We start from the raw sequence: 15,224 nt of genomic DNA on the forward strand, positions 1-15,224 counted from the left end.
CGGCAGCTATTCTATCTGTTCCACCGTCACGTCCGGCCATTCCTGCATCAGCGACAGCATGTGTCCTTCGTCATTGCTCCGCTTGGATTTGATGACCATAGTCACGATATATCTCTCCGTTTCTCCGAAGCCGAGCCTTTCCATTTTGTAGGAGACCAGCATATAATTCCGGGATTTGAACCGGTCGGAAACTTCTTTGAGGATGTCCTTGTTTGGAGTGGAGAAGGTTATCATGGAACTTTTCATTCCTACACTTTTGAACAGGATGCTGAGAAGCTCCAATCCCGCCAGAGTGAGCAGGGTAGCGGCTATACCTATTACATACATTCCGGCACCGACGGCCAGACCGATGCCCGCGGTGGCCCATATTCCTGCCGCAGTGGTCAGTCCACGTACAATCTGTTTTTGCAGGATGATGGTGCCTGCACCGATAAAACCGATGCCGCTGACTACCTGTGCCGCCACACGGCTTGGGTCCAGCGATACGCTGTTTTCCTTGATGATGTCCTGAAAGCCGTATTGGGAAACAATCATGATGAGGGCACTGCCCAATGATACCAGGAAATGAGTGCGATATCCCGCTTCTTTGGCACGGTATTCACGGTCCAGCCCGATGATGGCACCCAGAATGCCGGCAACTAATAGTCTGAGTACGAAATCAAAATTTAATGCCATATTCTTTCTTTGTTATTTTTGTTTACAGTCGTTGATTCCGGATATGCTCCCTTTTTTGAGGGGAACTCTGTGCTTGTTTAGGAAATCCGTTTCGGCGGATGCCCTTCAGAATGCCTTGTAGGGCACTTTTTGAGCCGTACGCACGGAGCAAAAACTGCGTGCGCTTCCCGTTAAAACTCCTTGCGCTTCCATTTTCAACTCCTTGCGCTTCCATTTTTAACTCCGTGCGCACGCAGTTTTCACTCCTTGCGCAGGCGGTGGAAGAACCGATGCCGGAATGGTGTTAATTCCTTACATCAATTAATCACCCAATTCTTATTATGGGGTACCGTCCGCTTCGGGTCGTAATGCATTCCCGCCTGTGTCGGTATTTTAAGAACGTATGTACGCCCGCTTTTATTTTGCAGGGAGGTGTCGCGCAACCAGGGATTGGCGTCCTTCAGTTGGGCATAGGTGACGCCCTTGTTTCGGGCAAACTGCGCCAGGTTGTCGATACCCGTATTAACGGTGACCTCCGTATAAGGAATGGCCGGATAAAGCTGTTCCCGTTTCAGCAGGAAGCCGTAGCGTTGCGGATTACTGATGACGGCTTTGGCGGCAAGCAGGCGGAACATATAGCGGGAAGTCTCCTCAACCAGCCAGAGGTCTACGGCCTGGTCTACGAGTTGCTTTCTCAGTTCGGAAGAAATGCGTCCCTGTCCGCCATTGTAGGCGGCAGCTACACAAAGCCAGTTGCCGTATCTCTGGTAAGCATCTTTCAGATACTTGCATGCCGCGCGGGTTGCTTTTTCCACATGATAACGTTCATCAACGCTGGGGTTGACTTCAAGGCCGAATTCGCGTCCGGTGGTCTGCATGAACTGCCACATTCCGGCGGCTCCTGCCGGACTGCGGGCAAGGGTGTTCAGGTTACTTTCTATGACGGCAAGATATTTGAAGTCATCGGGCACACCGTTTTCTTTCAGTATCGGTTCGATGATGGGAAAGAAGCGGTTCGCACGCTTGATAGTCAGCATGGTGGTGGAGTGCATGTAGGTGAACGACATCTGTTCGCGGTCCATGCGCTCGCGGTGGTCGTAACGCGTCAGATCAATTTCCTGTCCGGCAAAGCTGATTTTATCCGGTACGGAAGGGGAGGTGACGCAATAGGGAACTTCGGATTTAACGGATTGCTGTTCAGGGTCCAGCGTACTATGTCCCAGCAGGAAAGGGAGTGCGGCGCCTGCACACAGGGCAACTGAGGCGACTATCAGGATGTGTATAGAGTTCTTTTTCATTTTCGGAATGTAGTTTAATTTGGAGGTCGAATATACGATATTTGCGGGAATGGGGCAAGGAATCGGAGCTCTTTATAAATAAGTAGTTAGTAGCAAGTAGTAAAGTAGTAAGTAGGAGATACTTCGAATTAGAACTACCTCTATAAACAGGACTATTCTACTAACTACTAACATGTACTAAGTTATTTTTTTAACGATACTAAGTATGCTCAGTTCCTTATAGGTAATCTTTCCCATAGCCACCGGGGTATCATCCTCCAAAAGAAGACGAGCACCCGATATCTGCCATCTATAACAACTACCCGTTGCTTTCGGTTCAGTGCGCGGACGATGCTCGTCGCTACTTGTCCGGCTTGCATCAGCATGGGGAATTTACCGCTTTTCAACAGGTCGGTGGCTACAAAACCCGGCCGTATATCCGTGAAGTGAATATTCAGGTGTTGCATCCGGGCGAGTTGTGCCAGGGCGTCGATATAGGTGTTCTGGAAACGTTTTGTTGCGGAGTAAGCCGGGGCAATGCCCAATCCCTTGGTGCCTGCAATGGAGCTGATGACGGCAATATGTCCTTCGCCCCGTGCTTTGAAGTAATTGAAGGCGGAGGTTACCATACGGGTAAAACCTTCCACATTGGTGCGGGCGGTGTTCAGTTCTATTTCGGGCAGCAGGTCAGGGTTCTGACTGCCGATGCCGGAGCTCAGGAAGAACAGATCCATGCCTCCCAGCTTCCGGATAAGGGTTTCCAGTTGGGTGGGGGCGTCTGTTTCCGTCACGTCCAGTCGTTGGATTTCTATTTGCCTGAGGGCGGTGGCTTGCAGGTTCTTCAAGGCCTCTTCCCGTCTTCCGGCAATGCCGATGTGCCAGCCTTGCTGAACCAGCAGCCGGGCTACTTCTTCTCCTATGCCGGAGGTGGCTCCTATGATAATGGCTCGTTTCATTATTGCTGTATTAGTAGTTAGTTTTCATATATTCTATTGTCCGATGACGGTTGCTACTATTTTTCTTCCACCGCCACGATTGCGGAATTCACAGAGGTATATACCTTGCCAGATACCCATATTCAGTCTGCCGTCAGTGATAGGTATGCTCAGACTATTACCTGTCAGGGTCGATTTGGCATGGGCGGGCATGTCGTCATCTCCTTCGCAGGTATGCATATAGTAGGGTTCCCGTTCTTTCACCAGGTGGTTGAAGATGGCCTCCATATCAGTCTGGACATCCGGATCAGCATTTTCATTGATGCTAAGCCCGGCACTGGTATGCTTGATGAACAGATGTAAGATTCCGGCTTGCGGCAATCGGGGCAGATTACGTATTATTTCATCCGTTATCAGGTGAAAACCACGTGTACGGGGACGTAGGGTAAATTCTCTTTGAGTAACAAAACTTTGTTCCATTTTATATATTGTTTAAATTAAGAATTAAGGATGAAGAATGAAGAATGAAGAATTTCCTTTCGGAGTACTTTTATAGCGCAGCTAGATTCTTCATTCTTCATTTCTCATTCTTCATTTCATTGAGTGATGAACCGCAATACTTGCAATATTGTGCACCCTCATCGTGTCCTCGCCTGTGACAGTTGGGACACTCTCTTGCCACATTCTTTTCATGTCTTTTCATCAGCGACACGGAGACAATTCCGGTGGGTACTGCAATAATCGTGTAACCTGTCAGCATGACACAACCCGAAAGGAATTTCCCCAGGGCGGTGACAGGAGTTATATCTCCGTAACCTACGGTGGTAAGGGTGACGCAGGCCCAATAAATACTGTTGGGAATATTGCTGAACTGTGTATTGGGTTTTCCTCCTTCAATCATGTACATCAGTGTTCCGATAGATATCACCAGAATAACCACAAACATAAAGAAAACTGCGATTTTCTTGCTACTGTCTCGTAGTGCTGTCAGTAGCATTTGCCCCTCTATCCAGAAGTTGAATAGCTTGAAAACGCGGAATATCCGTATCAGGCGGAAGGCCCGTATAATAAGCAGATAGCGTGCTCCGGGAAACAGGAAAGCAAGATAAAGAGGTAGTGTAGCCAGCAAGTCAATGATACCGAAAGCACTGAAAGCATATTTGGAAGGTTTAGGCGAACAATACAACCGGGTGATATATTCGAAAGTAAAGAAAGCGGTCAGTAAATACTCCATAACAATGAATGGAGTTTTCAGCCATACCGGTAATCCTTGCAGGCTTTCCAGGATAACAAGTCCTACGCTAAGCAATATGCACCAGATCAGGGTAACATCGAATAGCTTCCCGGCAGGTGTGTCAGCTTCGAATATGATGACATATAGTTTTCGCTTCAAAGCCTGATTATGCATCAGTTCTGTGAATTTATCTTTCAGTTTCATGTTTCGTAATGTTTGTCACAAAAGTAGGAAAACCTTTCCGAATAAGAAAAAGGGTACTTGACTTTTTGTAACTTGCTGGAATATGGAGTATATTTGTTACCTGTTTTCACGATTTAAAAGTAAACAACCATGAAAAGAATAATAACCTTTGCCATCGGGATTTTGTTCATAGCCCTGTCAGCTGTTGCCGGTGGACAGCGTGTCTTGTTCATCGGAGACTCTATAACGGACGGTAACTGGGGAAACAGTTGCGGAACCGCCAAGTCTTCTTCCCAGCGTACGCTTTGGGACATGAACCATATCTACGGCAGTGGATACATGTATTTGTGCGCTACTTATTATCAGGGCAATTATCCGGAAAAAGAATATGAATTTTTCAATCGTGGCATCAGTGGAAACACATTGGAAGACCTGGAAAAGCGTTGGGAGGCGGATGTGATTGATATGAAACCGGATGTTCTGTCCGTTCTGGTCGGAACGAACGATATACATTTCTATTTGCAGAGTGACAAGAAAAAGCCTTTCGATTTTGCGACTTGGGAAAAGCGTTACCGTTCGTTGTTGGATCGCTCTTTGCAAGCTAATCCTAATTTAAAGATCGTATTGGGCGCCCCTTTTGTGGCGAATACCGGAAATATGCGTAAGAGCGCTGATTTTGCAGAACGTGATAGTCTGGTACGTCGTTGTGCGGAGATCGCGAAACGCGTAGCGAAGGATTATAAAGCTGTTTATCTTCCTTTCAACAAGATGTTCGATGAAATATTGAAAACAATTCCAACATCTAAAGATACATATTGGATATGGGATGGAATTCATCCTACTCCCGCCGGGCACAAGCGTATGGCAGACCTTTGGATAGAATGTGTAAAGCTGTAATTCCTCTAAAAAATAATGAGCGTATGAATAAAGTATGTGTAGTAACAGGTGGAGCCGCCGGTATCGGTCGTTGCATTGTCGAGATGTTTGCGGAATCGGGATATACGGTGTATTTCATTGATAAGACACCCGAGGCGGTGGAACTGGCGGAAGGAAAGATGTCGGAAAGAGGGCTTTCGGTAACAGGCTTTGTCGGAGATATTGCCGAGGAACAGACGCTGCGGGATTTTGTAGACTTTGTCTTATCCATAGAAGATCAGATCGACTGTCTGATAAATAATGCTTGCCTGACAAATGGAGGTATATTGAGCAACTGTTCGTATGAAGACTTCCTGTATGTGCAACGTGTGGGAGTAGTGGCTCCTTATTTCCTGGCTCTGTCTTTTAAAGACTACTTCAGTGGTGCAGGAGCCATCGTGAATATATCTTCTACTCGTGCTTTCCAGTCGCAGGTCAATACGGAAAGTTATACGGCAGCCAAAGGTGGAATAACGGCTCTGACTCATGCGCTTGCGGTCAGTCTTTCGGGAGTTGCCCGTGTGAATTCTATTGCTCCCGGTTGGATTGATACGGGAAGCTATCATGAAGAGGATTATGTGCCGGCATATACGGAAGGAGACATCATGCAGCATCCCTCGCAAAGGGTAGGAGAACCGGCTGATATAGCCCGTGCAGTTCTTTTCCTTTGTGACGAACGGAACTCCTTTATCAACGGGGAGAACATTACGATTGACGGAGGCATGAGTAAACTAATGATTTATCATAATGATTATGGTTGGGATTATCAACCGTAGAAACTATTAAATATAAAAAGAGAATAATGGAAAAAGTAATTATCAACTCGTACGAGGAATTTGAAAAGCTGGTAGGCCAGCAGATTGGCGTTTCTGATTATGTAGAACTTTCGCAAGAGCGCATCAATATGTTTGCAGATGCTACGTTGGACCATCAATGGATACATGTAGACACGGAACGTGCAAAAACAGAAAGTCACTTCAAGACTACCATTGCGCACGGTTATCTCACTTTGTCTATGCTTCCGCATTTGTGGAACCAGATTATTGAGGTAAACAACCTGAAGATGATGGTTAATTACGGTATGGAGCAGATGAAGTTCGGGCAGGCGGTGTTGTCGGGACAAAGCGTGCGTCTGGTGGCGAAGTTACATTCGCTGGCAAATCTGCGTGGTGTGGCGAAAGCAGAGATTAAGTTTACAATTGAAATAAAGGATCAGCCTAAGAAAGCGCTTGAGGGGATTGCAGTGTTCTTGTATTATTTCAATTGAGGTATCCTTTTCTTTATTGGGATTGACTTATATCTGAGCGGTTATGAATCTTTTCACCACAGAGTAACACAGAATTCTAAGACCTGAGCAAATAATTCGGTCTAAAAACACTGTTAATAAAACCAAACGAGTAGTGGAGCGTAATGCTTCCCTGCTCGTTTATTCTTTATACGTGATTAAATCAACAAAGGGTGTCCCTCTTCTGACTACTGCAAACATTCTGCACACAAGTTTAAACTTTACCGCATTCAGCACTACTCCATGTTCTTTTCCCTCTTTTCTTTTCCTTTCATAATACTCTTTGAGTTCCTTATCCCATACAACGGCCGATCTTGCAGCCTGCGATAGATCCGCTTTCAATAGTCTGGCTCCCGTAGCACATACCCTTGTTTTCCCTTTCACACTGGTTCCTGAAGAATGTTCAAAAGGGGCAATACCCAGATAACAGGCATATTGCCGTGCGGTTTCAAATGCCTTGAAATTATTAGTATGTATGATTGTATTGATGGCATTAACACTACCAATCCCTTTAATGCTGTTAAGAAGCTGATAGTTTAAGTTCATAGTCGGATCAGAGCTGACAATCCCGTGCATCTCATCTTCTACGCTTTGAATTTGTTTTTCCAGAATCTTAACCATTTCTTCTGCCCGCCTGCTCGTAGAGGTGGACTCCCGGTCTTTTCTGTCCGTGATAAATCCCTTGTTTTCAGTCAGATGCTTAACCAGGCGTTTCCTTTCGGACGACAAGTCACGCAAGATAAGGACAGCACTGCCGGAAAGTTTGGAATAGGTCAATTCATCCCGATGCAAGTAACCGTAGTAAGCTATCCGCTCGGCATCCACACGGTCATTCTTTCCACGGACAAGCCCCAGAGAACGCTTTAAATCCAGAGGAGTGAAAGAACTGTAATCTTGTTTACATGACTCTAAAAACAGACATAAATCATAGCTGTAAATGCCTGTATTCTCCAAGCAGATGACAGTCTGTTTAGGAGAAATACGCTTCTGCTTCATCCAGGCAAACAATGCTTGATAACCCGTTTTATTATTCGAGACTTGCTTGTAGTTTGTCTCATCCGCATGTTTCTTTGCGGGATCGTAAATAACAACATCAAGTGTTTTTTTACTGATGTCAATGCCAATAAACCATTTCTTTTTCATAACTTCGCATTACTTATTTGAAGTTAACCATAGGTTGAACTCACTAAATCCTTTAATAGGCCAACGACCTAAAATTCTAATTGGGACGATTCAACTGAAAAGGGAGGCAGGACTAGTTCTGTGTATAGGGCTTCTGCCTAGATCTCACAATAGGTCACCCGCTTCCCTTGGTTAACTCTTATTAACTACAAAGGTAATATTTCAACCCTAAGTTTTAGTAATGCAAATCTAAAGGAGTCTCACAGAGTTTAATCAATTTGAAATCAAAAGAATAGAACTCCGTGATACTCTGTGTTACTCTGTGGTGAAAACTCATTTCTGCACAGATATGAATTGATACTCCTTCTTATTTCTTCCTAATATATTCCTGCCACAAATGCCGGATAGCCGCCACCGGATGATAGAGCAACATTCTCGGTCCTGCCCATCTCATCACTACTCTCATTCGTTCCCTCATTTCCGGCTTATAGCAATGCACGGTACAAATCCGACAAGTTGATTTCCCGTCTCCGAACGGACAACGTGAAAGCCGTGTCTGCGCATACTCCAACAATTCCCTGCATTGCGGACACAGTATTCCGTTCCCCTCTTTCTTCCGGCAGTAGAGGCGAATCATCTGTTCTACGGTTTGCTTTTCCTTTTCGATGCGGGACATACTATCTTTTACGGGCTAATTGAACGATGCTTGTGATAAACTCCGTTTTACTTTCTGTATAAGTATCCCTGTCATGTTCATATCTCTTTTTCAACTCCACCTTTAATTCTCCGTATTTGCGAGCAACTTCCGGATGAAGTTGAAGATAATGGCAGAATATGGGTTCATCCCAATCGCCGGCATATCGCACATGCAGGTGGTAAGCCTGACCTTTGAAGCCCTGAGGGGTATATCCTTTCATAAACATCATGTGCGGTGCCGGTTTACCGGGCTGATATGTATAGATATACCCTATGCTTTCAATCTTTCTGATAAAGGCTTCGGTGTCGGTATCTTCTTTTATCTCTAATAATATGTCTATGGTAGGTTTGGCTATCAATCCTTTTACGGCTGTGCTCCCTATGTGCCGGATGCGGAATATGCTTTCCCCGACAAAGGCTCGGAGTTGTTCTTCTTCCTGTATATACAAGTCTTTCCAATTCTCCTGATGTTCCGTCAGGAGAATTGGAAAGAGAGTCCATAATTCTTCATCAGACATATCATTCAGTTCTTTCATAACAGATATGGTTGATTAAGAAAGATATTCCTGTTGGTTAATTCTGCCAGCGTTTCAGCTTCGGAAACTCTTGCTTCATCATGGCAATTGCCTCTTCTTTAGTCACTTTCTGTTCCGAGTCTTTGTTGAATTCCTCAACAAACTGAGCACAGTGTTCTATCATTTCGTCCATGGTGCAGTCCTGAGTGAACTTTCCATTCTGATAACAGTAAGTACAGTAGTCTGCGCTGAGGCTACCGTCAGCATTTGTTCCGCAAACTTCATTGGATGTCAGCGGCATTCCGCAGCTCTGGCAAAATTTCATTTCCATAATTGTTCTTGATTTTAGAGTTTTATAAATATGTATTCTTATTTCAATTGCAGCAATTTCTTTAGCAATCCTTCATTCAGCAGATGTACAGTCTCGAACTTCCCGTTATAGAATACCGCCCAATTATTGAAGATGCAAGGCAGTTGCTTGGCTTTCTCCAGCGTGTCGACTTCTATCAACTGCAAAGGCACCTGATTATTCTCACAATAATTATAGATTTGCTCGATGCAGTTGGGAATGTAAGGACATTGCACGCCGTAATATATAGTCAGCTCTTTATTCTCAATAGTCTGTTTCCTTGCATCCGCCGTAAATTGCGGTTGGCTGCCGTCAAGGGAAAGAGCTAATAATTCGTATTCGTCATTAATGCTATCCACTACCTTGAAGCCATATTTCAGCATGAATTTCTTGTCGGACAAGAAAGGCTTCTTCTTTTTGGAAGACAGCACACAGATACCCGATTTCCCTTGTGCCTTGGCATCGTCAATGCACGATTGCAACAGGGCTTCTCCATACCCTTTCCCCTTGTAGCTGCCTGCCACCCACAGGCAGTAGATATACAGATAGTTATCCCCCGTCACAGGCACCCACGCCTTTTCCAGCGGGGCATACTCGATAAATACCTTGCCTTGTGCATCCAGTTTGCGGAAGACGTGCCCTTCTTTTACACGTTCGGACAACCAGTTCCGCTTATCATTTACACCTGTTTGGTGCTTCTTATCAGAAATGGCGCAACATAAATGTTCGCTCATGACATTATCTGGATTCAATGTGATAAATTCCATATTATTTCTTTTGTATTGGTATATAGATTTTTGTTATCTGTTTTGCCGGATTGTCCGACCACGTTACATATTCTTCAAAAGAGAGTGCATTGCGCAATCTTCCTTTTTCTTTGGAATAAATATAAGTATAGGCACGAAGCAAACCTGAATAGCTTCCCTTGTAAGTATAGACTGCATATTTCCCACTCTCTATCGTCAATGTTCCGATGGCACCCGATGGTTTTATTCTTTGCGCAACGGAGGCGCAGGCATAGAAACGGCATTGCTTTTTCTTTGTAATAGTCGGATCATCGAAGCTGATGCCAAACCAGCGGGTGGCTTTGGATTGTAGCTTGTTTTCCTTCAGAAATCCGCAAAGTTTTCCCCAACCGAGCTCGTAACTCTCTTTTTCTCCATACGGACCGATAATACGGATATAGGCTATGTACATTGGGGAAATGAGTAGGACTTCCGGTTCGTCCAATCCGATAAAAGCAATATCCTCTATCGGAGTTGTTTCAGGAGTGTTAAAGGTCAATGTATTGCCGAAAGCCACCGGAGAAACGCCAAAATATCGTTTGAATGCTTTTGAGAAAGATTGTGCCGTGTCATATCCCATCTTTTCGGAGAGTTCCTGCAAGGATAAATCTCGCGTTTGCAGATACATCACAGCCCTTTCCATTCTTTGGCGGGTGATGTATGCCGAAAGTGTTTCTTGCAGATAGGATTTGAAAAGCCGATGGAAGTGATATACGGACATGTGCATTTCCGCCGCCAGCATTTCTAAAGTCAATGCTTTGTGCAGATGGGTATGAATATAATCAATGACTTGATTTATTAATTCCTGATGTCCGTATGTGGTTTCTTCCTTCATTTGCTATGTTTTGATGCAAAGGTAGGGGAAACCTTTGGAAGAAGAATTATCCATTCTTGCTAATTTTTAAATAAACCATGTCCCGCAATTGTTTTCCGTCCTCATACATGGGGTGGTCGTAGTTCTTGATGAAGAAATCGGGTATCCGGTGGGAGTAGGTGAAGCCGCACCGTTCATAAAACGGTATGGTATAAGTACTGTCTCCTGTGCCCACTAACATCGTCTGATAGCGGTCTTTGTAGTGCTCCAGCAGAAACTTTATCAATTGTGTTCCATATCCTTTGCGCTGATAGTGCGGATAGGTTGCAATGTTCTTTATTTCATAGGTTCCGTTTCCTTCATCGGTGATTACGCAGGCGGCTTTTAAGTCTCCGTCGTAGAGGGCAAACATTTCTCCGCGTTCCAGATAAAGGTCAATCATAGATTCCTGCTCGTCTGCGAGAAGCAGGAGTTCGAGGAATTCTTTCTTGTTCTTTAAGATAGGTACGATATTAATCATATAGTATTGACTGAATTGTTTTCAAATTCCCCAAAGATAGGTAATTGAAACGGGACAGGCAAATACCTCCTCTCTTTTCTTGTCAAATAAATGAAGCGAACCGGTAGTTGCGGGTTGCGTCCTGTAGTGAACCTGATTCAGTCGTATACTGAATGCCATTCAGTCGTATAGTGAACCCTATTCAGTCGTATACTGATTATCCCCCCTTTCATAAGATGCTCAGGGCCGTTTTCAACGTGAAGTGGCATAACAGTATAAAATGCAGTCAATAACCGGTTTACATGAATCAGATTTTTTTCTTATTGAACAACAATTTTCTTGTGTTAATTGGCTGCCAATTGATAAATTTCTGTAGTTTTGTAACTTCTGAATTCAAAATTTATACTAACACACAACAAATATGAAATATAGAACTTGCCTGACAACACTTCTATACAGCTTCCTTTTAGGACTCATCCTGCCCGCTTCGGCACAAAATTCTCTTCAACACCAGAAAGACTCTTTACGTCATGCCCTCGAACATGCGGAAGGCATTGATAAGTTGCAGACTTACAACAAACTGTACTACATCTATATGGCAGAAGCCGGCGATGACCAGAAGATGGATACGCTGATGACGCTGTTTGAGCAGGCGGAAGCCGAAGCCATCAGGCAAGGCAACACACAAATGCAGGGAATGGTGTACGGCAATAGGATTATCTCCTATATAAACAGGAGCGAGCACGACAAAGTCATAGAAAAGGCGCCCGCCTATCTCGACTTTTATATCCGGCACGACTTGTGGAAATTCTATTATCAGATACACATGCAGCTTATCACCGCCTACAACCTGAAAGGAGACTATGAACTGGCGGCCGCCGAAGCCGGGAAAATGTATACCCGTGCCCGGGAGCGCAAGGACAAGGCAGGAATGGCAACCGCACTCTATGCCACCGGCATCATCTATAACCTGCAGAAGAGGCCGAAAGAGGAAGAAGACTGCTTCCGGGAGAGCATCAGCCTGTTGTGGGAAGTTTCCGGTTACGATAATATCCTGACGCAATCCTATGCCTTCCTGTGCGTGTCGCTTCGTGCACAGGCACGCTATGACGAGCTGCTGCAACTGGTGCCCGAATATGAAAAAGCCATCGCCCGCTTCGAGAAAGCCACCGGCAGGGTGCAGCCCGAAGCTCGGGGAAATCTTTATGTGGCACTGATGAACACCTATATAGATATTAAAGAATATGACAAGGCGGGCATATACCTCTCCAAACTTGAAGGTAGCGTCAACAACAGCATGTCGAAATTCGAACTGCTGCGGGCAAAGGCGCTGATATTGCAGTCGCGGGGAGATTACCGCACGGCACTTGCCGTTATCGACAGTGCCGTAATACAGGTTCAGGAATCGGCTTTCAACCTCAATGCCGTGCGTAAGATAAAGATGGAGATACTGGCACGGGCGGGGCGCAATGATGAAGCGTTCAGTCTGCTGGACGAAATCATTGCGGCGAACGACAGTATAAATAATGTGGAAGTCAACGCCCGCTTTGACGAACTGCGCACCCAGTATGAGGTGGAAAAGCACATTGCCGAGAAAGAGCGTAATTTCCATTATTTCCTGTTTGCCCTTGGCATTTGCCTGGTTTTGGTGTTGCTCCTGGCAGGCGTCTTCTACTATAACCGGATTATTTCTACCAAGAACCGCAAACTGTACGAGCGAATCAAGGAACAGGACAGGCTGGCGGAAGAACTCTCCAGAATGGCACAAACCTGCGAAAGTACCGCATCGTCGGAAGTCCTGCCGCAGACATCCGATACTGCCGCCACCGTTGAGCAGCACCGGCTGGTTGCCCGTTTGCGCGAGTATCTGCTTTCCGGTGATAACCTTTCTAATGCCGAGATGAACCGTGACGAGATTATCTCCGCGCTCGGCACCAATAAAAACCTGCTGACCGATGCCGTTAGAGCCGTGGCGGGGAACTCTCCCATGGAGTATATGCGCATGCTGAAACTGGACGAGGCACGCAAGATGCTCGACCATCATCCCGAACTTACGATTGAGGCGATAGCTTTCAGTTGCGGCTTCAATGTCCCGAGCACCTTCTACCGTCTGTTCCGAAAACAGTATGGCATCAGTCCGGCGGAATACAGGAAACAGGCAAATAAATGATAATTTGTCGCGCAAAGCGCGATAAGTAACGAGCTACAAGCTACAAGTGACAAGTACCTTTCGGCGTGATAGCCGGGCGAATTATTATTCGCCCACGAGTACAGCGCAGCAACTCGTTACTGGTAGCTCGTAGCTCGTAACTTAATTTAGCGGCTTTGCCGCTAAATTATCATTTATACTGCAAACTAATCATGAACATCTACTTATCAATCCCCCAAAAATCAAAAGCACGGTCCATCCGTGCTTTTTTGTGCCCACATGCCCCAGAAATGTCTGAGGAGGGTGTGTTGCAATATATTTGGGACAAAATGCAATAAAGTCGGGACAAAATGCAATAGTGTTTCATCCGTAAATCGCTTCTTTTGCAGCATGATTTCTAAAGAACAAGAGCGATGAACGAATACATGTATCTTCTTATTGTGGCATTCATTTTTTGTATGGTAATAGCCATTTTTTGCCTCTTCCTGTATTGCCGGAAGATTGAGCGGAAGTGCAACCATTGCATTGCGAAAAGCCTTCGCGAACTGGACCGTATGTTTAAAGAGCTGGAACGCATGCAGGTGGAAAGGGAAACTATCGAAAAGATACTTAAAATAAGGATAAACCTATGAAACACTTACAAAGACATCTACTGGTTCTGCTCCTGGCGCTGCTGCCGGGAGTGGCAAGTTTCGCCGGAGAAGCGGCGGACAGTCTCTACATCTTTCGCTTTGTGCAAGGAAAAGATGCGTTCTACGCCCCCTGGCGGGACAACAGTGCGCAGCTCGAAGCACTCCTGACCCTGCTACGTGCACACCGGGAGGCCATTCTTTCGGGCAGCATTCCGGTGCGCGTGGATGGATATTGCACCGGACAGGCTCCGGACGAAGAGAACCGGCGCATGGCTGCCGTGCGCAGCAACCGGGTGAAGTCGGAACTTATCGGACGGGCAGGAGTGACGGAAGCCTGCTTCGTGACCGCCAACCATGCCGTGGAGTACGCAGAAGGAGTGCGGAATGTAGTGACCGTGAAGCTGTGCATCCCCGCCGATATCAACGAAACGAAAGAAGATTTACCCGACGCGGCTGACACGGATTTAAAGATTGTTCAGCAGGAGCAGAAAGTTGTTCAGCAGGAGCAGAGGGCTGTTCAGCAGGGGCAGAAGGCTGTTCAGCAGGAGCAGAAAGCTGTTCAACAAGAACAGAAAGCTGTTCAGCAAGCCCAGAAGCCTGCCCGGCAAGCGAAGAGCGAAGCGGCAACCCCGGAACAGCCAACACCCACCTGCCGGAAAGAACAATCCCTTTCCCTTCGCACCAACCTCTTGTATGACGCCTTCCTGCTGCCTACCCTTGGCGTGGAATGGCGCATCAGCCACAGCATCGGCCTCAAGCTCGACGGCAGCTTCTCCTGGTGGGACGGCAATCACGGCAAAGTGCAGAAAGTGTGGCTCGTCAATCCCGAAGTGCGGTGGTATCTGCTGCGCGACAGACGCTTCTACGTAGGCGTCTCCGGCAGCTACGGCGAGTACAACATATATAAGTATCTGCCCGGTAAACTGCTGAAGGGCGACACCGGCTATCAGGGCAAGCTATGGAATGCGGGCGTGACGCTGGGTTACCAATTATCCCTCTCCCGCAGTTTCTCCCTCGACTTCAACCTCGGCCTGGGCTATACCCGTTCCGCCTACGACAGCTTCGGCATGACCGACGGCGTGCGTATCCATAAGCAGCAAGGCGGAACAAAGAACTTCGCCGGCCCCACACAAGCAGGCATCAGCCTCGTGTGGACTATCGGAAGCAACAAGTAGAACCA

The 15,224-nt window shown here is 46.2% G+C and carries 18 protein-coding genes; 6 read left to right on the forward strand and 12 right to left on the reverse strand.

Annotation, left to right across the window (positions count from 1 at the left end; all coding sequences use genetic code 11):
• Nucleotides 1-6: 6 nt before the first annotated feature.
• The 5 genes from K6V21_RS13880 to K6V21_RS13900 form a co-directional block, all read right to left on the reverse strand.
• Nucleotides 7-675 carry an MgtC/SapB family protein gene (locus tag K6V21_RS13880; RefSeq protein WP_025832905.1) on the reverse strand — a complete coding sequence of 223 codons (669 nt, stop codon included), beginning with the start codon at nucleotides 673-675 and terminating at the stop codon, nucleotides 7-9.
• A 296-nt stretch (nucleotides 676-971) separates the two neighbouring features.
• Nucleotides 972-1,952: a lytic transglycosylase domain-containing protein gene (locus tag K6V21_RS13885; RefSeq protein ID WP_224318975.1), complete on the reverse strand. Its 981-nt coding sequence runs from the start codon at nucleotides 1,950-1,952 to the stop codon at nucleotides 972-974.
• A gap of 209 nt (nucleotides 1,953-2,161) precedes the next feature.
• Nucleotides 2,162-2,887 carry an SDR family NAD(P)-dependent oxidoreductase gene (locus K6V21_RS13890; protein WP_224318976.1) on the reverse strand — a complete coding sequence of 242 codons (726 nt, stop codon included), beginning with the start codon at nucleotides 2,885-2,887 and terminating at the stop codon, nucleotides 2,162-2,164.
• Between the two features lie 33 nt (nucleotides 2,888-2,920).
• On the reverse strand, nucleotides 2,921-3,346 hold the full coding sequence (locus K6V21_RS13895) for a secondary thiamine-phosphate synthase enzyme YjbQ (RefSeq protein WP_224318977.1): 426 nt from the start codon (nucleotides 3,344-3,346) through the stop codon (nucleotides 2,921-2,923).
• Between the two features lie 97 nt (nucleotides 3,347-3,443).
• On the reverse strand, nucleotides 3,444-4,304 hold the full coding sequence (locus K6V21_RS13900) for an ion transporter (protein WP_224318978.1): 861 nt from the start codon (nucleotides 4,302-4,304) through the stop codon (nucleotides 3,444-3,446).
• A 129-nt stretch (nucleotides 4,305-4,433) separates the two neighbouring features.
• On the opposite strand from K6V21_RS13900, the gene K6V21_RS13905 reads away from it, so the two are divergent.
• From K6V21_RS13905 to K6V21_RS13915, 3 genes are read left to right on the forward strand one after another with little or no spacing between them, the layout of a single operon-like run.
• Complete coding sequence (locus K6V21_RS13905; RefSeq protein ID WP_217715865.1) at nucleotides 4,434-5,180, forward strand: SGNH/GDSL hydrolase family protein; 747 nt, start codon at nucleotides 4,434-4,436, stop codon at nucleotides 5,178-5,180.
• Nucleotides 5,181-5,203: 23 nt separating this feature from the next.
• The gene (locus tag K6V21_RS13910) at nucleotides 5,204-5,974 is read left to right on the forward strand and encodes an SDR family oxidoreductase (protein ID WP_224318979.1); all 771 of its coding nucleotides are present in this window, start codon (nucleotides 5,204-5,206) and stop codon (nucleotides 5,972-5,974) included.
• 26 nt (nucleotides 5,975-6,000) lie between these two features.
• Complete coding sequence (locus K6V21_RS13915) at nucleotides 6,001-6,465, forward strand: MaoC family dehydratase (RefSeq protein ID WP_007666016.1); 465 nt, start codon at nucleotides 6,001-6,003, stop codon at nucleotides 6,463-6,465.
• A gap of 159 nt (nucleotides 6,466-6,624) precedes the next feature.
• Here the strand turns inward: K6V21_RS13915 and K6V21_RS13920 are convergent, their stop codons facing one another.
• The 7 genes from K6V21_RS13920 to K6V21_RS13950 all read right to left on the reverse strand — a co-directional run bounded on the left by K6V21_RS13920 (nucleotide 6,625) and on the right by K6V21_RS13950 (nucleotide 11,284).
• Entirely contained in the window at nucleotides 6,625-7,626 is a 1,002-nt protein-coding gene (locus tag K6V21_RS13920) for an IS110 family transposase (RefSeq protein ID WP_224318936.1), read from the reverse strand.
• Nucleotides 7,627-7,972: 346 nt separating this feature from the next.
• A complete protein-coding gene (locus K6V21_RS13925) occupies nucleotides 7,973-8,281 on the reverse strand; it encodes a nitrous oxide-stimulated promoter family protein (protein WP_224318980.1) in 309 nt (102 codons plus the stop codon).
• A gap of 1 nt (nucleotide 8,282) precedes the next feature.
• Nucleotides 8,283-8,837: a GrpB family protein gene (locus K6V21_RS13930; RefSeq protein ID WP_224318981.1), complete on the reverse strand. Its 555-nt coding sequence runs from the start codon at nucleotides 8,835-8,837 to the stop codon at nucleotides 8,283-8,285.
• A 37-nt stretch (nucleotides 8,838-8,874) separates the two neighbouring features.
• Nucleotides 8,875-9,147 (reverse strand): zinc ribbon domain-containing protein, encoded by a 273-nt coding sequence (locus K6V21_RS13935; RefSeq protein ID WP_007666010.1) that lies wholly within the window; start codon nucleotides 9,145-9,147, stop codon nucleotides 8,875-8,877.
• Nucleotides 9,148-9,185: 38 nt separating this feature from the next.
• Complete coding sequence (locus K6V21_RS13940; RefSeq protein ID WP_118423649.1) at nucleotides 9,186-9,932, reverse strand: GNAT family N-acetyltransferase; 747 nt, start codon at nucleotides 9,930-9,932, stop codon at nucleotides 9,186-9,188.
• 1 nt (nucleotide 9,933) lies between these two features.
• Nucleotides 9,934-10,785, reverse strand: a complete 852-nt coding sequence (locus K6V21_RS13945) for a GyrI-like domain-containing protein (protein WP_224318982.1) — start codon at nucleotides 10,783-10,785, stop codon at nucleotides 9,934-9,936.
• A 46-nt stretch (nucleotides 10,786-10,831) separates the two neighbouring features.
• Complete coding sequence (locus tag K6V21_RS13950; protein WP_007666007.1) at nucleotides 10,832-11,284, reverse strand: GNAT family N-acetyltransferase; 453 nt, start codon at nucleotides 11,282-11,284, stop codon at nucleotides 10,832-10,834.
• Nucleotides 11,285-11,684: 400 nt separating this feature from the next.
• Here K6V21_RS13950 and K6V21_RS13955 point away from each other — a divergent pair, with 400 nt between their 5' ends.
• The 3 genes from K6V21_RS13955 to K6V21_RS13965 all read left to right on the forward strand — a co-directional run bounded on the left by K6V21_RS13955 (nucleotide 11,685) and on the right by K6V21_RS13965 (nucleotide 15,219).
• The gene (locus K6V21_RS13955; protein ID WP_224318983.1) at nucleotides 11,685-13,433 is read left to right on the forward strand and encodes a helix-turn-helix domain-containing protein; all 1,749 of its coding nucleotides are present in this window, start codon (nucleotides 11,685-11,687) and stop codon (nucleotides 13,431-13,433) included.
• A 392-nt stretch (nucleotides 13,434-13,825) separates the two neighbouring features.
• Nucleotides 13,826-14,044, forward strand: coding sequence for a hypothetical protein (locus tag K6V21_RS13960; protein ID WP_007666005.1), 219 nt, complete (start codon nucleotides 13,826-13,828; stop codon nucleotides 14,042-14,044).
• Nucleotides 14,041-15,219 carry a DUF3575 domain-containing protein gene (locus tag K6V21_RS13965; RefSeq protein WP_224318984.1) on the forward strand — a complete coding sequence of 393 codons (1,179 nt, stop codon included), beginning with the start codon at nucleotides 14,041-14,043 and terminating at the stop codon, nucleotides 15,217-15,219. The genes K6V21_RS13960 and K6V21_RS13965 overlap by 4 nt, the downstream gene beginning before the upstream one ends.
• Nucleotides 15,220-15,224 lie beyond the last annotated feature (5 nt).

Source organism: Bacteroides cellulosilyticus (assembly GCF_020091405.1).
Taxonomy (GTDB): Bacteria; Bacteroidota; Bacteroidia; order Bacteroidales; family Bacteroidaceae; genus Bacteroides.